This is a genomic window from Catenovulum sp. 2E275 (assembly GCF_025515275.1).
GTDB lineage: Bacteria > Pseudomonadota > Gammaproteobacteria > Enterobacterales > Alteromonadaceae > Catenovulum.
This window is the reverse complement of the sequence record NZ_JAOPFU010000035.1, coordinates 13,640-36,739: the sequence shown is the minus strand read 5'-3', so window position 1 is coordinate 36,739 and position 23,100 is coordinate 13,640. Positions and strand designations below refer to the sequence as shown.

Annotated in this window: 22 protein-coding genes; 13 read left to right on the top strand and 9 right to left on the bottom strand. The window is 38.1% G+C overall.

All coding sequences use genetic code 11. The features are described from left to right. Positions 1–151: 151 nt before the first annotated feature. Positions 152–1,303 carry a cystathionine gamma-synthase gene (gene metB, locus N7931_RS14635; protein ID WP_262795086.1) on the top strand — a complete coding sequence of 384 codons (1,152 nt, stop codon included), beginning with the start codon at positions 152–154 and terminating at the stop codon, positions 1,301–1,303. Between the two features lie 141 nt (positions 1,304–1,444). Here the strand turns inward: metB and N7931_RS14630 are convergent, their stop codons facing one another. Further along, the gene (locus tag N7931_RS14630) at positions 1,445–2,296 is read right to left on the bottom strand and encodes a hypothetical protein (RefSeq protein WP_262795085.1); all 852 of its coding nucleotides are present in this window, start codon (positions 2,294–2,296) and stop codon (positions 1,445–1,447) included. Positions 2,297–2,364: 68 nt separating this feature from the next. Here N7931_RS14630 and N7931_RS14625 point away from each other — a divergent pair, with 68 nt between their 5' ends. The 10 genes from N7931_RS14625 to N7931_RS14580 all read left to right on the top strand — a co-directional run bounded on the left by N7931_RS14625 (position 2,365) and on the right by N7931_RS14580 (position 14,305). Next, complete coding sequence (locus N7931_RS14625) at positions 2,365–2,598, top strand: hypothetical protein (protein ID WP_262795084.1); 234 nt, start codon at positions 2,365–2,367, stop codon at positions 2,596–2,598. 466 nt (positions 2,599–3,064) lie between these two features. Next, a complete protein-coding gene (locus N7931_RS14620) occupies positions 3,065–4,081 on the top strand; it encodes an RHS repeat domain-containing protein (protein WP_262795083.1) in 1,017 nt (338 codons plus the stop codon). A gap of 600 nt (positions 4,082–4,681) precedes the next feature. After that, positions 4,682–5,032, top strand: a complete 351-nt coding sequence (locus N7931_RS14615; protein WP_262795082.1) for a hypothetical protein — start codon at positions 4,682–4,684, stop codon at positions 5,030–5,032. 1,377 nt (positions 5,033–6,409) lie between these two features. Continuing rightward, a complete protein-coding gene (gene argC / locus N7931_RS14610) occupies positions 6,410–7,426 on the top strand; it encodes an N-acetyl-gamma-glutamyl-phosphate reductase (protein WP_262795081.1) in 1,017 nt (338 codons plus the stop codon). Continuing rightward, the gene (gene argB / locus N7931_RS14605; RefSeq protein ID WP_262795080.1) at positions 7,426–8,208 is read left to right on the top strand and encodes an acetylglutamate kinase; all 783 of its coding nucleotides are present in this window, start codon (positions 7,426–7,428) and stop codon (positions 8,206–8,208) included. Before argC ends, argB begins: the two co-directional genes overlap by 1 nt. A gap of 14 nt (positions 8,209–8,222) precedes the next feature. After that, the gene (locus N7931_RS14600; protein ID WP_262795079.1) at positions 8,223–9,134 is read left to right on the top strand and encodes an ornithine carbamoyltransferase; all 912 of its coding nucleotides are present in this window, start codon (positions 8,223–8,225) and stop codon (positions 9,132–9,134) included. Between the two features lie 79 nt (positions 9,135–9,213). Continuing rightward, complete coding sequence (locus N7931_RS14595) at positions 9,214–10,437, top strand: argininosuccinate synthase (protein ID WP_262795078.1); 1,224 nt, start codon at positions 9,214–9,216, stop codon at positions 10,435–10,437. A 1-nt stretch (position 10,438) separates the two neighbouring features. Then, on the top strand, positions 10,439–11,800 hold the full coding sequence (gene argH / locus N7931_RS14590; RefSeq protein WP_262795077.1) for an argininosuccinate lyase: 1,362 nt from the start codon (positions 10,439–10,441) through the stop codon (positions 11,798–11,800). A gap of 107 nt (positions 11,801–11,907) precedes the next feature. Further along, positions 11,908–13,227 carry an amino-acid N-acetyltransferase gene (argA, locus tag N7931_RS14585; RefSeq protein WP_262795096.1) on the top strand — a complete coding sequence of 440 codons (1,320 nt, stop codon included), beginning with the start codon at positions 11,908–11,910 and terminating at the stop codon, positions 13,225–13,227. A 337-nt stretch (positions 13,228–13,564) separates the two neighbouring features. Continuing rightward, on the top strand, positions 13,565–14,305 hold the full coding sequence (locus N7931_RS14580) for an acyl-homoserine-lactone synthase (RefSeq protein WP_262795076.1): 741 nt from the start codon (positions 13,565–13,567) through the stop codon (positions 14,303–14,305). Positions 14,306–14,313: 8 nt separating this feature from the next. Here N7931_RS14580 and coaD read toward each other — a convergent pair whose 3' ends face one another. The 8 genes from coaD to N7931_RS14540 form a co-directional block, all read right to left on the bottom strand. Next, the gene (gene coaD / locus N7931_RS14575) at positions 14,314–14,793 is read right to left on the bottom strand and encodes a pantetheine-phosphate adenylyltransferase (RefSeq protein ID WP_262795075.1); all 480 of its coding nucleotides are present in this window, start codon (positions 14,791–14,793) and stop codon (positions 14,314–14,316) included. A 67-nt stretch (positions 14,794–14,860) separates the two neighbouring features. Beyond that, positions 14,861–15,379: a DUF3833 domain-containing protein gene (locus N7931_RS14570; RefSeq protein WP_262795074.1), complete on the bottom strand. Its 519-nt coding sequence runs from the start codon at positions 15,377–15,379 to the stop codon at positions 14,861–14,863. Between the two features lie 3 nt (positions 15,380–15,382). Next, a complete protein-coding gene (locus tag N7931_RS14565) occupies positions 15,383–15,910 on the bottom strand; it encodes a DUF2878 domain-containing protein (RefSeq protein WP_262795073.1) in 528 nt (175 codons plus the stop codon). Positions 15,911–15,970: 60 nt separating this feature from the next. Further along, positions 15,971–16,771, bottom strand: coding sequence for an ion transporter (locus tag N7931_RS14560; RefSeq protein ID WP_316250585.1), 801 nt, complete (start codon positions 16,769–16,771; stop codon positions 15,971–15,973). A gap of 41 nt (positions 16,772–16,812) precedes the next feature. After that, positions 16,813–17,382: a hypothetical protein gene (locus N7931_RS14555; RefSeq protein ID WP_262795072.1), complete on the bottom strand. Its 570-nt coding sequence runs from the start codon at positions 17,380–17,382 to the stop codon at positions 16,813–16,815. A 73-nt stretch (positions 17,383–17,455) separates the two neighbouring features. Then, positions 17,456–17,893, bottom strand: a complete 438-nt coding sequence (gene dtd / locus N7931_RS14550; RefSeq protein WP_262795071.1) for a D-aminoacyl-tRNA deacylase — start codon at positions 17,891–17,893, stop codon at positions 17,456–17,458. Next, positions 17,890–18,855: a prolyl aminopeptidase gene (gene pip, locus N7931_RS14545; protein ID WP_262795070.1), complete on the bottom strand. Its 966-nt coding sequence runs from the start codon at positions 18,853–18,855 to the stop codon at positions 17,890–17,892. Before pip ends, dtd begins: the two co-directional genes overlap by 4 nt. A gap of 52 nt (positions 18,856–18,907) precedes the next feature. Further along, a complete protein-coding gene (locus N7931_RS14540) occupies positions 18,908–19,801 on the bottom strand; it encodes a YihY family inner membrane protein (protein WP_262795069.1) in 894 nt (297 codons plus the stop codon). A gap of 96 nt (positions 19,802–19,897) precedes the next feature. Between N7931_RS14540 and N7931_RS14535 the strand changes: the two genes are divergently transcribed. Together N7931_RS14535 and N7931_RS14530 are read left to right on the top strand one after the other, a co-directional pair. Continuing rightward, positions 19,898–21,982 (top strand): NADPH-dependent 2,4-dienoyl-CoA reductase, encoded by a 2,085-nt coding sequence (locus N7931_RS14535; RefSeq protein ID WP_262795068.1) that lies wholly within the window; start codon positions 19,898–19,900, stop codon positions 21,980–21,982. Positions 21,983–22,164: 182 nt separating this feature from the next. Further along, positions 22,165–23,100: a VacJ family lipoprotein gene (locus N7931_RS14530; protein WP_262795067.1), complete on the top strand. Its 936-nt coding sequence runs from the start codon at positions 22,165–22,167 to the stop codon at positions 23,098–23,100.

Sequence of the window (23,100 nt, the reverse complement as noted above, 5' to 3'; positions counted from 1 at the left end):
AATTTGTCCAAAGTATATCCTTTGCCCGCTAAGTTTTATACATTAATTGCTTGTGTCTATAATAAAGCTCTTAAATCACTTGACCATAGCTCGGCTAATCTATACATTTTAGACGTATAGACGTCTAAAATAAACCCAACAGGGATCATTAATGAGTAAAAAGAACTTATCTACTATCGCAGTGCGCGGTGGTATTGAAAATGATGGCCAATATAATGCTGTTGTGCCGCCTATTTATTTATCCAGCACTTATGCGTTTGAAGGCTTTAACCAAAAAGGCCCTTACGATTATAGCCGTTGCGGTAACCCATCGCGTGATATTTTAGCCAATACACTGGCTGAACTTGAACAAGGTGAGCACGGTATTGTGACTGCAACCGGTACGGCAGCGATTCATTTAATTTGCCAGTTATTAAAGCCGGAAGATTTGTTAGTTGTTCCGCATGATTGTTATGGCGGCAGTTATCGTTTATTTATTAATTTAGCGGCGCGTGGCGCGTTTAAATTAAAAGTGGTAGACCAAACTAACTCTGCTGAATTAGACGAAGCATTTGCTCAAAACCCTAAAATTGTGTGGGTAGAATCACCAAGCAACCCTTTATTACGCATTACGGATATCGCTGATATTTGTCAGCGTGCTAAACAATGCAATGCGCTAGTTGCAGTTGATAATACGTTTTTATCTCCAGTATTACAGCAACCTTTAACCTTAGGTGCTGATATTGTTGTGCATTCAACTACTAAATACATTAATGGTCATAGTGATGTAGTCGGTGGTGTTGTGGTAACTAAAACCAAAGAATTGGGCGAAGAGTTAGCTTGGTGGGCAAATTGTATTGGCATTACTGGGTCAGCATTTGATAGTTATTTAACTCTACGCGGCGTTCGTACTCTAGTACCAAGAATGAAACAGCATCAGGAAAACTCGCTTAAATTAGTACAAGTATTAGATGCTCACCCTGCGGTTAAACAAGTTAATCACCCGAGTTTAGCTTCTCACCCAGGACACGAATTAGCGAAAAAACAACAACTTGGTTTTGGTGCTATGTTAAGTTTTGAGCTTAAAGGTGGCGTGGATGAAGTGACTCAGTTTATTAAAGCACTTGAGCATTTTTCACTAGCTGAATCTTTAGGCGGAGTAGAAAGTTTGGTTTGTCATCCATCAACCATGACCCATGCCGCAATGGATGAAGCAGCACAATTAAAGGCTGGTATTACGCAAACTTTAATCCGTTTTTCAGTTGGGATTGAAGATGGTGATGAATTAGCCGCAGACGTAAAACAAGCATTGGATACACTGTAATTAGTTGATTTTGGAAGTGGGTTTTTGCCTACTTCCAATTTATGCAGTACAAGATAAAAAATCAACAAAATCTGAGGTTTAAACTAGATTGAATAGATGAGGTATTGGCAAAGCACTTAGAAAAGCACTTAGAAAAGCTAGCTATCGTTGATAATAAAACTGACGAACGAGAGGAGCGAAAACGCACAAAACTATGCTCAGACATTCTGAATTAAACTGCGCTAACCAACTACGGAAAAAGCCTAGTTGTGCATACAAAGCACTAAGCCAAGGATAAGCTTGCCGATGTGAAAAATGGCAATGGCCAATGGTTAAATAATAAGCTTGTTCAACAGTTGAACCATGCTGTAGTGACAAAACAAGCGCCCAAATCACACTAAAAGAATAACGACGGTTGGGGATAACATCAGCTAAATACAAAGCTAAAGTACGGCCACACCCCGATTTACCATAACGCTTAGCACACAAAATACGTTTACCGACTTTTAACCCAGACTGGCGATAAATAAAACCATGCGATATCCAGCTATCAGAGCAAGCACAATGTTGGCAAGTTTGATTAGAATTTAAGCTATCTAGAGATTGAGTAAGAAAGTCTAACTCAAAAAGTGAAGAAAAAATTGCTGCATGAAAATTAACCATTTTAGTAAAAGTTAAAATTCTACACAGAAATTCAGTTTGCCAAATTACCGTTATAAAACCGAATTTAAAGTTGATGATAATTGGTAAAAACGCATTTAACACTCTAACACATGCAGTCGGATCTGCCAGTGAGTCTATAATCCATGACGGCATTGATGGTAAGGCTGCAGATTTAGGGAAAGCATTAACTTCAGCCGCAACATCGATAGCAGGCGTGGTTAATGGTTCCACATTAGGGAAAGTCGTATCTGGTGAAGTGTCCGAAAAGCTTACGCAAAAAGGGGCTGGAGAGAATGTTTCTAATTTAGTACCTTCAACTGCTGCTGGAGCATTAACCGGTGTCGCCGTCAAAGAAGCTGAGAATATGGCTCAATCATCTGGCTGCAATGCGGCTACGGATCCGAACTGTAAATAATGAGATGAAATTAAATAAAGACAAAATGTGGTTCAATGCCAAACTTACCTTTAAGTATATAACAACATTTTTGACTATTGCGGTTGCTGCGATGACCTTCATGAGATATTTAAAAGGGGAAACAGATATCACAATTGCAAGCCTAGTTTTAGGGATCTCGATTATATTGGTTGGCAGTCTGTTAGTTACTGTAGTCATTATTCTTTTTTCTCTTAAAGATTTTTATGAGGAAGAATAATGATAGGGTATATCGAATTCCTCAGTTAAATATTAATAACAGGTAGCCCGCTAAATATTTTTTAGTATCTAGTGTGCTTAGATCCTGAAAAATTCGATTTTTAGTTTACAGATCAGATTAATGATACATGAATCTGATCACGATATTTTTGACCATCCAATCACTTAAAAAACACACTACTTTACCGCGCTGTCATCATAACAATTTTCAACTCAGCCAAATTGCTATCATAGTTTGAACCGAATTAGCGTCGAACGCCTTGTAGATAGGGCTTTGGTTTAGTTTTTGACACAAAAAAAGGACTTTCACCCCTGAGTGTTTTCTGCTTAAATGCTCGCGTAGCGAGCATTTAAAGCCCTGTTTTTTCGATTATAACAACGAAAACGTATCGACAACTTATAAAGTAAAAGTAGCGGATGATGTTTTATATGTTAATAATACCAACAATATAAATCGACACGAATATTTGCATAAAGATTATCAAGGCTCAGTTGAAGCCGTCAGTTATGATGGAAGCTCATCACCAGTCATTACAGATGCAATGTCATTTGGTATTTTTGGTACAAGAGAAAGTAAAGACTGGTTATTTGACTTGCAAGCAGGAGATACAGAGTTAAATACTCTTTTAAATAATACATCTAATCATGTGCGGAAAAACCTTGGTTATACTGGCCATGTTCAGCTAGACAGAAGTGGATTTATTCATATGCAAGGCAGGTTATATGACCCTGTTTTAGGCCGGTTTTTATCACCCGACCCAGTTGTTTATAATGTTTATGACAGTCAAAGTTGGAACAAATACAGTTATGTACAAAACAGTCCAACAAAATATACTGACCCGACGGGATATTCGCCTAAATTAGACGTGGCAACTTCAGATTTACCTACTTTTTGTGAGGAAGGTGATAACGCTAACCGCCCAGAATGTAAAAAGAAAAATGAAGCAGAGAATGAATCATTTGAATGTACAAGGGATACAGACTTACATTGTGAAGGCGTTTATGAGATAGAAGATACAAACCCATGCGCAGATATTAATTCGACTCGATGCTATCTTACTTTGTCTGGAATGAGTACAGAGCGGACGCCTAACAAAAACCAAGTTACTGAGCAGTGGGCAATAAAAGAACTGGCGAATATGGACAAATGGTTGAAGAGAAATTATTCAAATTTCCCAGATACAAAAAATATTCTGATCAGGTTGAATTCGCCAGTAGACATAGCTATACCACCCAATTTGAATATATTAGAACTAAATGTCAGCAAATCTATTTTTCAAGATTTGGCTTTTCATGAAAAGTTACATGTCTACATATTTCAAGAGATCGGAGCATTTAATTATCTACGTGCATCTAATACAAATGAAATTCATATTTGGATAGAGAATACGGCAGCACAACTAGGAAGTCACTATCGAGGTACGACTTTGGTTGGTGCAGAGCTCCCAGATTTAGGGGCTTATCCTTCGGCAAAATTTGACTAGTGTAATCGAAAGAGTTTTTCATCATGAAAAAAAGCTTAAAAATTATCTCAGTATTGACCGTGCTTGGAAGTTTAATCGCCATATCTTATATTTTTAATTTTGGCACTTATGACTCGATAGATGAGGTCATCAATATTCGAATTCAAAACGATTTAATAACTATCGAGAGTGCAATAATTAGTTACCAAAGGGAGCATGGAGTTTATCCAGACAACCTCTCTCAATTGGCCAACTACTTTAACGACATACCTAGAGACCCGTGGGGTAATGAATATGAGTATAATCTTACTGATAAAGGTTATGAGTTACGATGTTGTAAATTCAGAAACCTAATACCTCGTAATGACTGAGTCTATAGACCGATAAAACACATCAAAACATTAGATGCGCTGAGCGCTTCACAGAAAAATTGAGTTATTTAAACGTCTGCTTATCGCTCAAAGCGGTTGTTTAAGTAACTTAGAATAAGATACTTTTAGGTTAGCTTTGAGTACAGAGCGGACGTACATTAGTTACTGGTCAGGGGCAACTAGGACTTGTTCAAGTATCACGTTACCTAATGATGCTTTACAAAGAAGTGCAAAAGTAGGCTTAGGTAGTTTGGCTGTTGGATCTTGTATTTTTGCTGAGCCATGTGGGATTTTGGGGGGGATAGCTGCTGTTCTAGGTGGTGTAAGCATCGCTGACGGTACAGGTAAGAGTGTTATTTCGGAAGGACTACAAAATTATGCAGGCGTTCCCGGTCCATGGGCTGAAGGCACAGCAGCCACTATAGATTTACTTGGTGGGGGAAAAGGACATATTGATAATTTATATGGTCTTGCAAAGTCTTTAGGCACTGTAAATAGTGAAGGTAAGCTACTTTTTGAAACAGTTATAACTGGGAGTGATATGATCCTGTACCAATATGAATTACAAGACAATATTGATAAATTAAGTGGAGGTCAGTGATGCGTAGACATGTCATGAGTTTAATTGCATTTGTCTTAAGTTTATTTTTTCTAATTGCATATTTTTTACCGTCGCCTTATGAAGGAAAATTTGATTTGGTCACTAGTAAAATCAATTCTTATAAATGTCATAAAATTAAATATGGATATCGACATTCCATATCTTTTAACAATATCAATGTATTCTCTGACAATGACAAGGTATGTTTGAATAATTTTGAAGTAAAGAAGTTTATCAACGTCGAGTCCATAGTTCTGACCAATGGTGTTGTATTTTCTAAGTTTACTAATAAAAATATCGAGTTTGACACCGAAAAACATAATGATTCGAATATCTCTCAATTAATAGCATTTCTAATTATATTTCCTATTGCAGTTAAAATATTTCGAGATGAAAAAAATATCGCTAAACCCAGAGTGAATCAATGTCGTATATAGGTGCAATTTAACTAGCTATGCGAAGGTCCGAAAATCGCTCAAAGTCGACATTGAGGTTTACAAACCCCTGTGTCTGCAATTGGCACAAAGTTGCTAAGTAATCTGAGTGTAGCGTACTTTTTTCCCATCATAACTTTTCCCAAATTAGCGGTCATACGATCGCTTAAAAAACACACTACTTTACCGCACTGTCATCATAACAATTTTCAACTCAGCCAAATTGCTGTCATAGTTTGAACCGAACTGGCATCGAACGCCTTGTAGATAAGGGCTTAAACTAAATTGTCGACACAAAAAAAGGGCTTTCGCCCCTGAATGTTTTCTGCTTAAATGCTCACGAAGCGAGTATTTAAAAGTCCTGTTTTCTCGATCGTTCAATCACAAAACAAGGCTAAAGTTAAACACAGATATTACGCCACCTGTTGTTTAATTAGTTGCTCGTGGCTACGCCAGTGCGACTGTACGAGCACTTGATTAACATGGGTTATGGTGACCGTTTTTTTGAGCCTCTTGTGCAGCTTCTATTAAACTAACTCAGCAGCGCTATCTTTTTTTGCTAGTCTATTAAGATGTTAAGTGCCAATATTCGAATATGACTCGATGTATGTTCGAATTGTTTTTATTCCGTTGAATAATTTACTGTTTTAATTCTTTAAGTGAAAGTAACAGACAGGAAAAACTACCTGGATAAACTTTGGGTAATTATCTTTAATTTGTGAATATGTATTCATTTTGTGCTTGAGAGTTAAATTTAGATTGGTTAATATATAAACATTCATCAGTTATTTAATTAACTGAAAATTGTTTTTAGCCACAAAAATAAAAAATGCGCATAGCTTGGGCAAGTTTTTTCAATTTGTCTGTGCTGTGCGCTTTATTTTTTGGTGGCTAGATTGCTACAATACACGTTTGGTTTTGCGCAAGTTCAGGGGATTAATTTATGATTAGAGTATCAATTGTTGGAGCAAGTGGTTACACAGGTGCTGAATTAGCAGGATTAGTGCATAAGCATCCTGAGTTCGAAATTGCAGGTTTATATGTATCTGAAAACAGCAACGACGCTTATAAAGCGTTTTCTTCAATTCATGGCCAGTTTGCTTATCAGATCGATCGCACTTTAATCCCAATTAGCGAACAGCAAATTGGTAAAATTGTTGCTGAATGTGATGCGATTTTTTTATGTACACCACACGAAGCCTCAGTTGAAATGGTATCTGAAATTATTAAAGCTGGCGGTGTTGTTTTTGATTTATCCGGCGCATACCGTTTATCTGATTTATCGGTTATTAAAGACTATTATGGTTTCTCGCATAAGTATCCTGATTTATTAAGCGAGGCTGTGTATGGTTTAGCTGAGTGGAACCATGCGCAAATTCGTCAAACCAATTTAATTTCTGTTCCGGGCTGTTATCCAACCGCGTGTTTGTCTGCGCTTAAACCGTTAAAAGAAGCTAAATTAATTGATAGCAATGTTTTACCTATTATTAATGCAACCAGTGGGGTAACGGGTGCAGGTCGTAAAGCCGCAATTAGCAATAGCTTTTGTGAAGTGAGCTTAAACCCTTATGGCGTAATGACTCACAGACACCAACCTGAAATTAGTGAGCATTTAGGTAATCCGGTTATTTTTACCCCGCATTTAGGTAATTTTAAGCGTGGTATTTTAGCAACTATCACGCTAAAACTGACTGATGGCGCCAATGCCCAGCAAGTTAACTCTGTATATAAAGAGGCTTACGAAGGTCATCCTTTAGTTCGTTTACGTCAGTCATGGCCATCTATTCAGTCAGTTGAAAGAACGCCGTTTGTTGATTTGCATTGGCAGTTTGATGAAAACACCGGTTATTTAATTGTGGTCAGTGCGATTGATAACTTATTAAAAGGTGCTGCTGGTCAGGCAATGCAATGTGCGAACTTACGTTTTGGTTTTGCTGTTGACAGAGGCTTAGTTAACTAATGGCAGACAATAAAACTTTAGTGATTAAAGTTGGCGGCGCTTTATTAGAAAGCGCAGATTCGCTTGCGGCATTTTTAACTGAACTTAAAAAAATTCGCCAACAACAAAAAGTGGTTGTGGTACATGGCGGTGGAGCTTTAGTACAGCAGTTATTGGGTGATTTAGGCCTGACAAGTCAAAAGAAAAACGGCTTAAGAATTACGCCAAGTGAGCATATTCCTTATGTAGTGGGTGGTTTAGCCGGTACAGCTAACAAACAAATGGTTGCGACTGCTAAAGCAATTGGCGATAAAGCAGTCGGCATTAGTTTGGCTGATGGTGGTGATATTGTTTGTAAGGTATCCGACCCAGATTTGGGCTGTGTTGGTCAGGTTGAATCTGGCTCTGCACAATTAATCCAAACTTTATTAGATGCAGGATTTTTACCTTTGGTTAGCTCGATTGGCGTTGACCAAAATGGTCAGTTATTAAATGTAAATGCTGATCAGGCGGCAGAAGCAATTGCAAAAATTTTAAATGGGCAATTGGTTTTATTATCAGATGTTGATGGCATTTTAGATGGTAATAAACAAGTGATTCCGACCATGACTAAGGCGCTGGCGGAAGCGCTAATTGCTCAAAATGTGATTACCGATGGGATGGTTGTAAAAGTGTATACCGCGCTTGAAACAGCAACTGCATTAAATGCGCCTATCGGGATCTTAAATTGGCGGTATCCAAATTTAATTTCTCAGTGGTTAAATGAAAAGTCGTGTGGCACGACAGTTCAACCAACTGAATAAGCGGAGTTTTAGTTTTGCAAAACTTTTTATCTGTAAAAACCTGCTCTAAACAAGAGCTGATGAACATCATCAAGTTAGCTTGCGACTTTAAAGCTAACCCGGGTAAATACAGCCAAGCTCTGGCTGGTAAAAGCATTGCAACCATTTACGAAAAACCATCTTTGCGTACTCGTGTTAGTTTTGATGTGGGCATTGCTAAATTAGGTGGTCATGCGGTTTATTTAGATCAGCAAAATGGCGCGTTAGGTCAACGTGAGTCAGTTAAAGATTTTGCATTAAATTTATCGCGTTGGGTCGATGCGATTGTTGCACGTGTATTTGATCACCGAACTTTAGAAGAGTTAGTTGAGTTTGGCTCTGTACCTGTGGTGAATTCGTTATGTAATTTATATCACCCGTGTCAGGCAATGGCAGATTATCAGACTTTATACGAAGTTCGTGGCAACTCGCTTGACGGTGCCTCTATTGCTTATATTGGGGATGGTAATAATGTGAGCCATTCACTGATGTTAGCTGGTGCTATTTTAGGAGTTGATGTAAGAGTGATTACCCCATTAGGTTATTCACCGGATGCGCAAATTTATGAAGAAGCCAAACATTTGGCAGCGCAAAATGGTGGTTCAATCACTTTAAGCCACGATGTTAGCCATGCTAAAGGGGTGGATGCGATTTATAATGATACTTGGGTCTCGATGGGGGATTCAAAATCATTAGAAGATATTCAAAAAATATTTAAGCCTTATCAGACTAATGGCAAGTTAATGACTGATACCGGTGCTAAATATTTTATGCATTGTCAGCCTGTTTATCGCGGTATTGAAGCGACAGACGAAGTGGTCGACAGTGAAGGTTCATTGTTAATGCAACAAGCTGAAAATCGTATGCATGCACAAAATGCGATTTTAATGACTTTGCTTTGCAAATAAACAAGATTGTAGGTCGGGCATAAGCCCGATAAATTTTTCATATCGGGTTTATGCCCGATCTACAAAGAGAGTAGAGAAGATGTCAGATATTAAAAAAGTTGTTTTAGCTTACAGTGGTGGTTTAGATACATCAGCTATCATTCCATGGTTAAAAGAAACATACAATAACTGTGAAGTTGTTGCATTTTGTGCCGATGTTGGTCAGGGTGATGAAGAGCTTGAAGGCATCAAAGAAAAAGCGATTGCTTCTGGTGCATCTGAATGTCACGTTGTTGATTTAAAAGAAGAGTTTGTTAAAGACTACATTTTCCCAATTGTAAAAACTGGCTCAGTTTACGAAGGCGAATATTTATTAGGTACGTCAATGGCACGTCCTGTTATCGCTAAAGCGCACGTTGAAGTTGCATTGAAAGTAGGCGCAGACGCTGTATGTCACGGTTGTACTGGTAAAGGTAATGACCAGGTTCGTTTTGAGTCTTGTTTTGCAGCATTAGCTCCACAATTAAAAGTAATTGCGCCTTGGCGTGAGTGGGAAATGCGTTCACGTGAAGATTTATTAAACTACTTAGCTGAGCGTAATATTCCTTGTTCTGCCTCTTTAACTAAGATTTATAGCCGTGATGCGAATGCATGGCATATTTCTCACGAAGGTGGTGAAATCGAAGATCCATGGTGTGAGCCGTCAAAAGGCATCTGGACGATGACAGTTGATCCTATGGATGCGCCAGATGAATCTGAAACAGTGCAATTAACTTTTGATAAAGGTGAATTAGTTGCGGTTGACGGTAAAGCATTATCAGCTCACGAAGCTTTAGTGTATTTAAACAAAAAGGGCGCAGCGCATGGTGTTGGCCGTGTAGATATTGTTGAAAACCGTTTAGTTGGTATGAAATCTCGTGGTTGTTATGAAACGCCGGGCGGTACCATTTTAATGAAAGCTTACAAAGCGTTAGAAACAATGGTTTTAGACAAAGCATCATTAAAATTCCGTGAGCAAGTTGGTTTAGAATTCTCTCATGTTATTTATGACGGCCGTTGGTTTACGCCATTATCTAAATCTTTATTAGCTGCGGCAGCTTCTTTTGCCGAAGATATTACTGGTGATATCGTGGTGCGTTTATACAAAGGTAACTGTACCGTTACTCAACGCCGTTCACCAAACAGCTTATATAACGAAGAATTCTCAACATTTGGTGAAGATGAAGTTTACAACCAAAAAGATGCAGAAGGTTTCATTCGTTTATTCAGCTTATCAAGCCGAATTGGTGCATTAAACAAAGCAGCTCAAAAAGCGGAGAAATAAGATGGCACTTTGGGGCGGTCGTTTTACAGGCCAAACAAGTGATTTATTTAAGCAGTTTAATGACTCTCTGCCTGTGGATTACCGCATGGCAGAGCAGGATATTGTTGGTTCAATTTCTTGGGCGCGCGCATTAGCTACGGTTAATGTGTTAACCGCTCAGGAAGTGGCCGATCTTGAAAAAGCATTAACTGATTTGTTAGCTCAGGTTCAGGCGGATCCGGCAATGGTATTGCTTGATGATGCAGAAGATATTCATAGCTGGGTTGAAATTAAATTAATCGAAGCGGTTGGCGACTTAGGTAAAAAATTACACACAGGTCGTAGCCGAAATGATCAGGTTGCAACTGATTTAAAACTTTGGTGCCGTCAGCAAGGTGAAGATTTAAAATCATTATTAGCTAATTTAATTGATGAGTTAGTTAAGCTGGCTGAGCGTGAGCAAGATACGGTTTTACCGGGTTATACTCACTTACAACGTGCTCAACCTGTTACTTTTGCACACTGGTGTTTAGCTTATGTTGAAATGTTTGAGCGCGACGTACAGCGTTTAAATAATGCACTTGAGCTAATGAATACTTCACCTTTAGGTTGTGGGGCATTAGCTGGTACTGCTTATGCAATTGACCGTGAAGCGCTAGCAAAAGATTTAGGTTTTGGCCGCGCAACCCGTAACAGCTTAGATTCAGTATCTGATCGCGATCACGTATTAGAGTTATTATCTGTTGCTTCAATTTCATCTGTGCATTTATCGCGTATGGCAGAAGATATTATCTTCTACAACTCGGGTGAAGCAGGCTTTTTGGAAATGGCAGACGATGTAACTTCTGGTTCATCATTAATGCCACAAAAGAAAAACCCGGATGCGATGGAATTAATTCGTGGTAAATGTGGCCGTGTTGTTGGCTCGTTAACCGGTATGATGGTAACCATGAAAGCTTTACCACTTGCATATAACAAAGATATGCAGGAAGACAAAGAAGGCTTATTTGATACCATTGATACTTGGACAATTTGTTTGCAAATGGCAGTGCTTTGTATTCAAGGTATTAAAGTAAACAAAGAGCGAACTTATCAGGCTGCACAGCAAGGTTATTCTAACGCGACTGAATTAGCGGATTATTTGGTTGCTAAAGGCATTCCATTCCGTGAAGCACACCATATTGTTGGTGTAGCTGTGGTTGCTGCAATTGCTGAGAAAAAACCACTAGAAGAATTACCGATTGAAAAGTTAAAAGAGTTCAGCGCGGTAATTGAAGATGATGTTTATCAGCATTTAACTATTGAAGCTTGTTTAGAAAAACGTGTTGCTTTAGGTGGCACATCTAAAGAGCGGGTTAAAGAAGCAATCGCTGCTAAAAAATAAGCCTATTTTGCTTTATTCAACCAACGACAAAAGCTAGTCAATTGACTAGCTTTTTTGTATATTTTTAAAAACAGATTTAAAAAATTGAGAAAACAATGGAAATAAATGTGCGTACCACCGAACTTGTAGATGGCTTTCGTCAATCTGCACCTTATGTAAATGCTCACCGAGGAAAAACTTTTGTGATCATGTTAGGTGGTGAAGCCATTTCTCAAGCAGGTTTTAATGCGATTATTAATGATATTGCTTTACTCAATAGTTTAGGGATTAAAATTGTTCTGGTTTATGGTGCGCGCCCTCAATTTAATCAGGCAATCAAAAGCTCAGGTTTAAGCAGTGAGTACCATAAGCGGGTACGAATTACCGATGATGCTGTTTTTAACTTAATTAAACAGGTGGCTGGTGGTTTACTACTGGATATTACCGCACGTTTATCTATGAGTTTAAGTAATACTCCGATGCAAGGTGCACAAATTAACGTGATTAGTGGTAACTTTGTCATTGCCCAGCCGCTGGGAGTAGACGAAGGCATTGATTATCATCACACCGGAAAAGTTCGCCGAATTGATGTGCAAGGGATTCGCCGTCAATTAGATTCGTCCGGTATTGTTTTATTAGGGCCAATTGCTGCTTCGGTAACGGGTGAAAGCTTTAATTTAACCGCTGAAGAAATTGCAACTCAGGTCGCGATTAAACTCAAAGCAGATAAAATGATCGGCTTTAGCGACAGTAATGGTATTGCTGGTGAAGACGGTAATATTATTGCTGAGCTGATGCCAAATGACGCGCAGAGTATTTACGACCAAATGGATCAGGACGATGAAGCCTGTTCAGGAACGCTCGCATTTTTAAATGCAGCCATTACTGCCGCTCGTGCTGGCGTGCCACGCTCTCACTTAGTGAGTTATCAAATTAATGGCTCATTACTGCAAGAGCTTTTCTCACGCGATGGTATTGGTACTCAAATTGTTACTGAACCGGCAGAGCGATTACGGGCTGCAACTATTGGTGATATTGGCGGTATTTTAGATTTGATTCGGCCAATGGAAGAACAAGGCCTGCTAGTTCGCCGTTCACGCGAGCAGCTAGAAATGGAAATTGATCATTTTATTATTATTGAGCGTGATGGTTTAGTGATTGGTTGCGCGGCTTTATACCCGTTTGATGATGAGCAGGTTGGCGAATTTGCTTGTTTGGCTGTTCATCCTAAATATCGGGATGCTGATCGTGGTGCTATGCTGCTCAAACATATTATTTTAAAAGCGCGTAAACAAAATTATAAACGAATTTTTGCACTAACAACTCGTAGTATTCACTGGTTTATGGAGCTAGGTTTTCAATTGGGTGGAGTCGAAGACTTACCGGGTAAAAAACAAGAACTTTATAATTATCAGAGAAAATCCAAGGTATTAGTATTCAATTTATAATAAGTTTCCTCTATATGGGGGAATATACATATCCATATAGAGTGAATTTTTCTCAAAGCTTATTCTTTTCACAAATTTTATTATTAGGTTAAGTTTTTTTGTGAACTTATGCACAAAATACTAACTCTGCTTGTAAATATGGCACAGGCTATACCAGTTTATACTTGGTTTACATGATAAAATGCATTAAATTTTGGTTAACCAGAAATGGTTAGTTTACATAAATACGATAGGTTGTTGAAGTTCTGTTTAGATTGCAATCTTTCATTTATACCCGCTTTTACTCTGAAATCAGGTATAAAGTTAAAAGGTAGATAATCTAAAGAGGATTTGTTTAATGCGTTCAACAGAGCATGTAAAACGAGGCCAACAGAAGTTAGTTTGCGATGAATTTTTTGATAATTTTGACATTAAAATTCCGGAACCGGAAGAGTTGGAAGAGGCATTTAAGCTAAGACATAAAGTTTTTTGTCAACAGTTAGGGTATTTCGCACAAGCTGAGCGTAACTTTAGCAATTTAGAAAATGATGAATTTGATCATACAGCCATGCACTGTGTAGTATTAGATAAGAAACTAAATAAGGTGATTGGCTGTATTCGTTTAGTTAACCCAAATCCAAGCAATAAACTTCCTTTTTCTGAGTATATTACCGACTATCCAATTGCAAAAACCGATAAAGAAATATCTAGGCTAGTTGTTTGTCCTAAATATAGAAATCGATTATCAGATTTAAATATTCAAGTGTTAATTTTTAATGCTCTTTTTTTATCTGTAAATGTGATCGCTGAAAAAATAGGTTTAAATTCCGCTTTGATTTTTATTGAACGTAAAATGGCTAGAGCGCTTAAACAATTTGGGTTTAGGTTAACAGAAATGACTGATAGCGTTGAACTAACTTTGAGTAATAACAAGGTTTCATCACGTTGCTTATATAAAGTTGATTTAATTCAAAGTGAAGAATTAAGACATAATCGTAGTAAAAGTTTTATTAAGCAAATCAAGTATGCCCTTTATCCAGAATATCATCATTATTTTAGAGTTCCTAAACAAGAACAAAATATAAGCGTTTTTGGTTAGTTCAGAGCTTAGCTAAACTTATTTTTTAAAGCGAGTTCAATTTCCGGTGTGACAAAATCTGTAACTGAACCGCCATGTTTGGCTACTTCTTTCACTATGGTGGAAGATATATAGCTATTTTTTTCAATTGGGGTTAAAAAAATAGTCTCTAAAGTCGGGTATAAATTTCGGTTAACATTAGCGAGCTGAAATTCATACTCAAAATCAGCAACGGCTCTCACGCCACGCACTAATACATTGGCATTATGTTCTTTTGCCAAATTCACCAGCAGCCCGTTAAAGCCAATTACACTCACGTTAGAATAAGCTTGAGTGATAGTTGAGATTAAGCTAACTCTTTCATTTAAATCAAACAATGGCTTTTTACTTGGGCTATTCGCCACACCTACAATAACTTTTTCAAATAACTTACTGGCTCGGATAATTAAATCCAAATGGCCATTGGTGATAGGATCAAAAGTGCCCGGATAAATTGCGATATTTGCCATTGTTTTCACTAAGTTGCTTAAATGAAAAGTAATGATGCTAGCTCAATACTCAAAAGTCCAGAAGTGGTTAAATTTTTTCAAAAAACAGTGTGATTTCGGCAACTTCAATCCCAAATTTATAAAGCTTTGAACGATTAAAAACGCGCTTTTCATCAAATCGGTACATCCAGTCGTCAATGGTAAAAGTATAAGTAGAATTATCTATTGGTACTTTTAACTGATATTGTAAATTCACCGCACTGCCTTGTTGTTTTATTTCAGCTGTACCGACCACATCATTTGCACTTCCTCGATATAAACCATTTTCTAGTTTAGTGATTGTCCAAATTCTAGATTGGGTTTCACCATCATCAAACGTAAAAAATTCATCTAAAGTGCCGGTATTGCCTTGCCAGTTTGCCTTAATTTCTACAGTAAATTTGCGGGTTACTTTATTAGAGTAATCCTGCAAAATGCCCCAAGCTAAAATATCGCCGTTAAAGTAGTCTTCCAGTTTAAATTCAGGCTGGCTGGTTTGATAGTCATCAATATTTGAGGAGCAAGCCAATAAAAACAAGCTGGTTAATAAAATTAAAAACTGACGCATAAATTAGTCTCCTTTATTCAATGTTTGCGATTTAGGTTTTAAGTAAAGGCTTAGATAAAGCAAGGTAAAGCCCCATATACAGCCCAGCACTAAATTAATGGTTAAGGTTTGCACCCCAAAACTAATTGCACCTAATTGCATGCCTGCGTGATAAGTCAGCGGACCAAAAATGCAGCCGGATAAAAACGCCAAGGCTGGTTTTTTCATGAGCCAAAATAAAGAATGTTGCAAAGTCAGTGCAAACCCAAGCCAAATAGCTAATAACCACAGCGGCGTAATAAAAATAGATGGGGAGGGTAGAATAAAAAATCCGCTGGCAATTAAACTGCCATCAACAACAAAAGCCAGCAAAGCACAAATAAAGCACAGTTTAAGATCAGTGATTTTGTGATTAGAGCAAACAAATAAAGCCAATAAACAAGGTAAAGTTAGCCACAGGCTATGATTCGCCAATAATACACTGGCAAACCAAATCACCTGAAACAAAACAAAATTACTAATAATCTGGCTAGACTGGTTTAAAGCAAACAAATTATTCTCTATTGATATATAGCTGGTTGAGGCTTATACGTCAGTCGAGAATGGTTTGGATCATTTCTGTTGATTAAGGCGGGCTATCTCGGCTTTTAATTCTGCAAGCTCTGATTTCATCTGCATTTTAAGCTCTCTGTTTTCTACCAGTAACTGCTTTAAAATGGCTCTGTCGGTTTCTTCTTCCTGCTCTTCTTCAGCCGATGGGCGAGAAAAGCTAGAAGCGATATAACCTGAAATCACACCGAATAAACTCACCCCGCTGATGATTAATATGCTGCTAATTAAACGGCCAGCCGGAGTGACCGGATAATAATCACCATAACCAACGGTAGAAATGGTTACCAGCCCCCACCACAGAGCATCTTCCGCCGTTTTAATATTGCTGGCTGGATTATCACTTTCAATAATAAAAATGGCCACCGCGCTGCTGGCAACTATGGTGATCATAAATACTAATAGACCCGCCATCGTAGTTTGAATGCGCTTGGCAAGCATAGGAATAAATACGTTTTTTGCCAAACTGAGCATTTTAATTACCCGAAATATTTGCAATAAACGCAGTAATCTTAATTGCTCGATAATTGGAATACTGGCAATTAGCTCAATCCAGTGACGCTTAAAATAACGTTTTTTATCATCAGCCTGAATAAAACAAACAACAAAATGCAAAATAAAAACGACACAAATAAAAGTATCAATAGACATTAACAAGCGGCGGGTTTCTGCCTCCAGCGGAAGCGTAAATACGCAAATGACGATGCCCATAGCAAATGCCGATAGCAGCATCATGGCTATATCAAACGGGCCGGGGATTTCTACAGGGTTAGCTTGAGTTGGTTGTTTTTGTGTATTATCCATTGTGTCTCATTTATTGTTATTTTCGTGGCATTGGCTTTAATTTATTCAAATGTTTGAAGCGCCGAATTTATTTTGTCTAAATAAGGTTTAATTGTGGCTTGATCGGCGGTGCTTTTTGACGCGGATTGCATTTTTGAAACCTGCCCCATAATTTGCATTAACTGATCTTTCATTTGTTGTTTTTGTTCTGCGGTTAAGCCTTCGGTTTTATCTATTTCTTTTAAAGATTGTTGCAGTTCTTCACTGATTGACGTTGGCACATTTGCCTGCTGCATTGAAACGGCAAAATATGCCTGTAAAACCTGTGCTTGCACTTCAAAAAATCGGTTTAAATCATTAAAACCATATTGTGATAGTTGGGTTTTTAACTGCTTATCTAAATTATGCTTTTTTAAAATTTTACTGGCATAGGCTGATATTTCAGTTGGGCTGGACTCAAGAAAATCAATTTTCTCTTCATCATTCAGAATTGATTTATGTTTATTTAACCACTGAGAAATCGTCGGCGCAGCGCTAATCCAGTTTTCAACTTCCTGCTTGGATAAATCTTTAGCGTATAGATTAAAACTGATTAACAAAGCCGAGATTAAAAGCATTAAAGGTTTGAACATAGGTTTGCTCCATTCAAGGTTTATTTGATGATAAGAGATTTTGACGTCATTTTCGACTCTGTCATGCAATTGTTTATATTTTCAAAGTAAAAGTCATAGGACCATCATTAATTAAACTCACTTTCATATCAGCCTGAAACTGACCCGTTTGCACTGGTAAACCTTGAGTTTCAATTTGTCCGGCAAAATATAAATAAAGTTGATTTGCAAGTTGTGGGGTAGCGGCATCAGAAAAGCTTGGGCGCATGCCTTTTTTGGTATCGGCTGCTAAAGTAAATTGAGAGACAACTAACACTTCACCTTTTATATCCTGCACACTTAAATTGGTTTTGCCATTTTCGTCTTCAAAAATCCGGTATCCGGCAACCCGTTCGGCCAAGCGCTTCGCTTTTTTTTCATCGTCGGTTTTTTCTACGCCAACAAAAACTAATAATCCTTTATTAATGCTGGAAATGGTTTGGCCGTCTACAACAACACTTGCTTGTTGAACTCTTTGCAATAAAGCTATCATTTTTGCTCTTTAAAATATTTCATAAAATCGTTACTGGCTTGGCAGCAGGCTTTAGCAATTGCAATTTCGCCTAATGAGTGGCCTGCTTCGGGAATAATAAATAACTGACTATTTTGCCATATTTGATGAAGTTGCCAAGCCTGACTTAAATCACATACTGAATCATAACGGCCATGAATAATAATGGCCGGAATGTGTTCAATTTTATCCAAATTCTCAAGAATTTGATTTTCTTTAATAAAACAGTTGTTTTTAAAATAATGACACTCAAGCAGAGCCATCGCTAGCGCATGGTGGGCTTCTGTCGCGGCTTCGGTTTCTTGGTGGCTGTAATGTAATTGTGCAATTTGGCTTTCCCATGCACACCAAGCTTTGGCGGCGGCCAAATGCTCAAGTTGATTTTGACTGTTAAGATGCGCTAGATATTCACTAATAATTTGTTGGCTGCTTTGGGCTGAGTCAGTTAAATAGTGTCTGAAAGCTTGATAATAATCTGGAAATAATCTGGCTGCGCCATCTTTTTCGTATAACCAAGCTAGGTCTTGTTTGCGTCCTAAAAATATACCGCGTAGCAGCATAGCACTGACATTTTGTGGATATTTTTGCGCATATAACAAGGCTAATGTTGTACCCCAGCTGCCACCAGCCAATAAAACTTTATTGAGCTTAAAATGATTTCGGATTTGCTCTATATCAGCAATTAAATCATCTGTTGTATTATTTTCCAGTGATAAAAACGGCTTAGACTGGCCGCAACCTCGCTGGTCAAAAATGATGATCCGGTAAAATTCGGGATCAAATAAACGCCTAAACTGGCTGCTACTCGCACCACCCGGTCCGCCGTGACAATAAATTACCGGATAACCTTTAGGATTGCCGGATTCTTCTACATAAATTTGATGGCCGTTTGTGGTATCCAGCCATAAAGTTTGATTGGTTTTAATATCTGGGTAAATAAACATAAGTATGACCCGTTTTAATTTGCCAATGTGGTTTGGTTATTAATCTTTTTACTCACTGCTTTTCATTGATTATAGAGCGTCTGGCTTTTAAGTTGTCATCTAATACACAAGTAAATTCAGCCCCAAATAAAACAATCAACCAGTTAAAATAAACCCATAAGAAAAAAATTGGAATTGACGCAAGTGAGCCATAAATCACCTGATAAGTTGGAAACAGACTAATATACAAACTGAAAATATATTTTGATAATTCAAACAATAAACTGGTGATGATTGCACCAACAATGGCCACATTACTCGATGGCGAACGAATTGGTACAATTCGGTACAGCAGTAAAAAATATAAAAAAGAGAAAAAAATCGGCAAACTGGCATTTAACATATTAGTTGGTAGCCAGCCTGCAACCGTTTCAATCCACTCTAATGCCATAAATGCACTGGTTGCCGCCACGCTAATCCCAATTAAAATCGGGCCAACTACAATCACCAGTAAATAAATGAGTAGATCTTTCCAGAAGGGTTTGCGTTTGTCGGTTACAAAAATCCGGTTAAGTTCTTTGTCGATATTTTTGAGCAACATAACGGCAATAACCACCAAGGCGGCTAAGCTAATACCGGTCATTTTGCCAATATTATCCATAAATTTAACAATATGGTTTTGTACTTCAGCACCGGTATTGGGCACAAACTGGTTAAATAAAAAATTTTCAATTAAGTGTTTGGCGTCGTCAAATACATCCAGCGCACTAAATACGCCTAATACCACAGTTACAAAAGGCACAAAACTTAATAAAGTCACAAAGGCGAGGTGACCGGCAATAATGGTGAGTTCATCTTTCTGACATTTTTGATAACATTCAACAGAAAAACGCCAGCAAGCTTTCAAAATAGTTGTAAGCAATTTTAACAATTCCATTTTTGTTTTTGAGATTAACAGGGAGTCCATATAAGCCTCCAATCTGTTAAAAGTAAGTATATAGATAACTAAACCTGCTAACCATAGCTATACTCAAACAAAAATAAAACTAAGAGTGACAGATTTATGCGCTATTCACATCTTTTTACCCCGTTAAAATTTTCTCACTGGCAGCTTAATAATCGAGTAATTATGGGCTCAATGCATACAAACTTGGAAGAATCAGAAAATGGATTTGAAAAGTTAGCGCGTTTTTATCAGGAAAGGGTAGCTGGTGGGGTTGGATTAATTATTACCGGCGGCATTGCACCCAACCATTCAGGGGCGCTTACAGCTCATCAAGCATTAATGCAAACTGAGCAAGATGCACAAAATCATAAAGTAGTCACTCACCGTGTGCATCAGGCTGGTGGACTCATTTGCATGCAAATTCTACATGCCGGACGATATGGTTATCATCCTAACATTGTTGCGCCAAGCGCTATTCAAGCCCCGATTAGCCCATTTTTACCAGCAGAATTAACCGAAATACAAATAGAACAACAAATAGCTGATTTTGTAAACAGCGCCAAATTGGCTCAGCAAGCAGGGTATGATGGCGTTGAAATTATGGGATCTGAGGGCTATTTAATTAATCAATTTTTAGTCGCTCGCACTAATAAACGAACCGATAACTGGGGTGGTAGTTTTATTAACCGCTGCCGATTTGCGCTCGAAATTGTTAGCCAAATACGCCAGCAACTAGGTGATAAATTTATCATTATTTACCGGTTATCTATGCTGGATTTAGTTGAGCAAGGTAGCTCAATTGACGAAGTGGTCAGCCTTGCAAAACAGATAGAGCAAGCTGGAGCTAATATTTTAAATAGTGGAATAGGTTGGCATGAGGCGCGTATTCCAACCATTGCTGCTATGGTACCCAGAGCAACTTTTACCAAAATGAGTAAGCAGATTAAGCAGCAGGTAAATATTCCGGTGGTTACCTGTAATCGAATTAATATGCCGGATACCGCAGAGCAGGTTTTAGCTGAGGGCGATGCAGATTTAATTTCAATGGCTCGGCCTTTTTTAGCCGACAGCGATTGGATAAATAAAGCAAAAAACGGACAAACTCATTTAATTAATACTTGTATTGCCTGTAATCAGGCATGCTTAGATCATGTTTTTGAAGGTAAGTTAGCCTCTTGTTTAGTTAATCCAAGAGCCGCTCACGAAACCGAGCTTAATTTCACATTAACCGCTCAGCCAAAAAAATTAGCTGTTGTTGGTGCAGGCCCTGCCGGAATGGCTTTTTCGATTTATGCTGCGCAGCGTGGTCATCAGGTGAGTTTATTTGAAGCGCAACCGCGTTTAGGTGGCCAGCTAAACTTAGCCAAACAAATTCCCGGTAAATCCGAGTTTTATGAAATGCTGCGTTATTTTAAAAATCAACTCATTGAAAACAAAGTTAATATAAAACTGAATCATATTGCGACACCGGCTGATTTTAACGAGTTTGATGAAGTGATAGTGGCAACCGGTGTGGTGCCAAGGCAAGTTGATTTCCCCGGAGCGGATAGCGACAGCGTAGTGAGTTATTTGGATATTTTAACCGGTAAAACTCAACCGGCCGATGCCGTAGCAATTATTGGAGCTGGTGGGATTGGTTTTGATATTGCCGAATATGTCTGCCATTTTGCAGATAAAGCCGAGAACCCAATACAAGTGAATATCAAACCGCAAGATGATAGCAAAGTGCAACAAAGTGGGGTTTTATCTGCAAAAGAGACAAATTTAGTTGATGAATTTACAGATAAATGGGGAATTGACCTGAATTTATCTGTTAGATCCGGACTTGGTAAAGCAAAAGTGGAAAAATCGGCCAAAACGATTTTTTTATTGCAACGTAAAACCGATAAAGTTGGCGCTGGTTTGGCTAAAACCACTGGCTGGATCCATAAAATGGAATTAAAACAGCAGGGCGTTGCTATGTTAAGTGGTGTCGAATATAAAAAGTTTGATCATCAGGGTTTGCATATAAACTGTAATGGCGAAGCGCAAATCTTGCCGGTTAAGCAGGTGATTGTCTGTGCTGGACAAGAGTCGTTAGCTGAGTTAGCCAGTCAAATTAATGATAAACCAGTACATATTATTGGCGGAGCTTATCTTGCTAATCAATTAGATGCTAAAAATGCAATCAAACAAGCTGCTGTTTTAGCTGCAAAAATTTAGTATTCTGTTTCTATGGTTAAAAGTTAAGCTGGATATGTGAACCTGAGCGCAAGCTTAACCGTATAAATTTGATAAATATTGTAGGCTTGGGTAGGCTCAAGTTTGCTCATTGTGCGAAGTGCGCAATTTAAATCTCACTATTGGAAATAACAATAACTTAATAGCATAGGTAGGGAATCGTCATGTTTATAAGTCTTGATGTCACAACAATAAAAAATATTTTCGCATCAAATCAACGACTCAGCCGTACTTTAATGCTTGGCATGGTATTTACTCTGGCATCTTGTTCTAGTATGCCGGATGATGACAATCAACCAGAACAGGCCAAAACCCAAGCTAATACCAGCCAATATGAAAGCGCCAATCCAAACAAGCCAGCCCATCCACTTAGAGTTAAAACTAAAGAGGGCGTAGTCGAGCTTGAGCCATTAGTAGTGAGTTATGAAGAAGAGCAAGATTTTAAAGATCCGCTCGAATGGTTAAACCGCCCCATTTTTAATTTTAACGATTTTGTTTACCGCAATGCGCTAGTACCAATTAGTAAAGGCTATATGGAATACACCCCGGATTTATTTAGAGAAGGGGTGAGTAATTTTTTTAGTAACTTAGATGAGCCACTTAACGCAATTAATTACGCATTTCAGCTAGAAGGTAAAGATTCTGGTCGCAGCTTAGCGCGCTTTTTAATTAATACCACAATTGGCATATTTGGTTTGTTTGACCCAGCAACCAATTGGTTTGAAATTGAGTATAAAGATACCAATTTAAATCAAACTTTAGTCAGCTATGAAGTTGATTATGGTGCATTTTTGGTATTACCAATTTTAGGGCAAACTGACTTACGCAACGGTTTTTCTACCTTAGCGGAAGGCTTAGCCCATCCAATTAACTTTACAACAGATAACCCTGACGCTTTATATATTCAAACCTATGAAAAATTTCATGAAATAGCGCCAACCGCAGTGAATTATCCTGAGTTACGTAAACAAAATGACGATCCTTATATCTTTTTCAGAAACTTATATTTGCAAAGTGTATTAAGAGATCAAGCTTATAATAAAACGGTTAAAGAACGAAACCGTGAGCAAGCCGAACAAGAACAACAGCAGGCGGAGTAA

Coding starts and splice junctions, on each gene's coding strand:
- metB (WP_262795086.1), top strand. CDS start 152: ATGAGTAAAAAGAACTTATCTACTATCGCAGTGCGCGGTGGTATTGAA.
- N7931_RS14625 (WP_262795084.1), top strand. CDS start 2,365: ATGAAATTAAATAAAGACAAAATGTGGTTCAATGCCAAACTTACCTTT.
- argC (WP_262795081.1), top strand. CDS start 6,410: ATGATTAGAGTATCAATTGTTGGAGCAAGTGGTTACACAGGTGCTGAA.
- argB (WP_262795080.1), top strand. CDS start 7,426: ATGGCAGACAATAAAACTTTAGTGATTAAAGTTGGCGGCGCTTTATTA.
- N7931_RS14595 (WP_262795078.1), top strand. CDS start 9,214: ATGTCAGATATTAAAAAAGTTGTTTTAGCTTACAGTGGTGGTTTAGAT.
- argH (WP_262795077.1), top strand. CDS start 10,439: ATGGCACTTTGGGGCGGTCGTTTTACAGGCCAAACAAGTGATTTATTT.
- N7931_RS14580 (WP_262795076.1), top strand. CDS start 13,565: ATGCGTTCAACAGAGCATGTAAAACGAGGCCAACAGAAGTTAGTTTGC.
- coaD (WP_262795075.1), bottom strand. CDS start 14,793: ATGGCAAATATCGCAATTTATCCGGGCACTTTTGATCCTATCACCAAT.
- N7931_RS14570 (WP_262795074.1), bottom strand. CDS start 15,379: ATGCGTCAGTTTTTAATTTTATTAACCAGCTTGTTTTTATTGGCTTGC.
- N7931_RS14560 (WP_316250585.1), bottom strand. CDS start 16,771: ATGGATAATACACAAAAACAACCAACTCAAGCTAACCCTGTAGAAATC.
- N7931_RS14555 (WP_262795072.1), bottom strand. CDS start 17,382: ATGTTCAAACCTTTAATGCTTTTAATCTCGGCTTTGTTAATCAGTTTT.
- dtd (WP_262795071.1), bottom strand. CDS start 17,893: ATGATAGCTTTATTGCAAAGAGTTCAACAAGCAAGTGTTGTTGTAGAC.
- pip (WP_262795070.1), bottom strand. CDS start 18,855: ATGTTTATTTACCCAGATATTAAAACCAATCAAACTTTATGGCTGGAT.
- N7931_RS14540 (WP_262795069.1), bottom strand. CDS start 19,801: ATGGACTCCCTGTTAATCTCAAAAACAAAAATGGAATTGTTAAAATTG.
- N7931_RS14535 (WP_262795068.1), top strand. CDS start 19,898: ATGCGCTATTCACATCTTTTTACCCCGTTAAAATTTTCTCACTGGCAG.
- N7931_RS14530 (WP_262795067.1), top strand. CDS start 22,165: ATGTTTATAAGTCTTGATGTCACAACAATAAAAAATATTTTCGCATCA.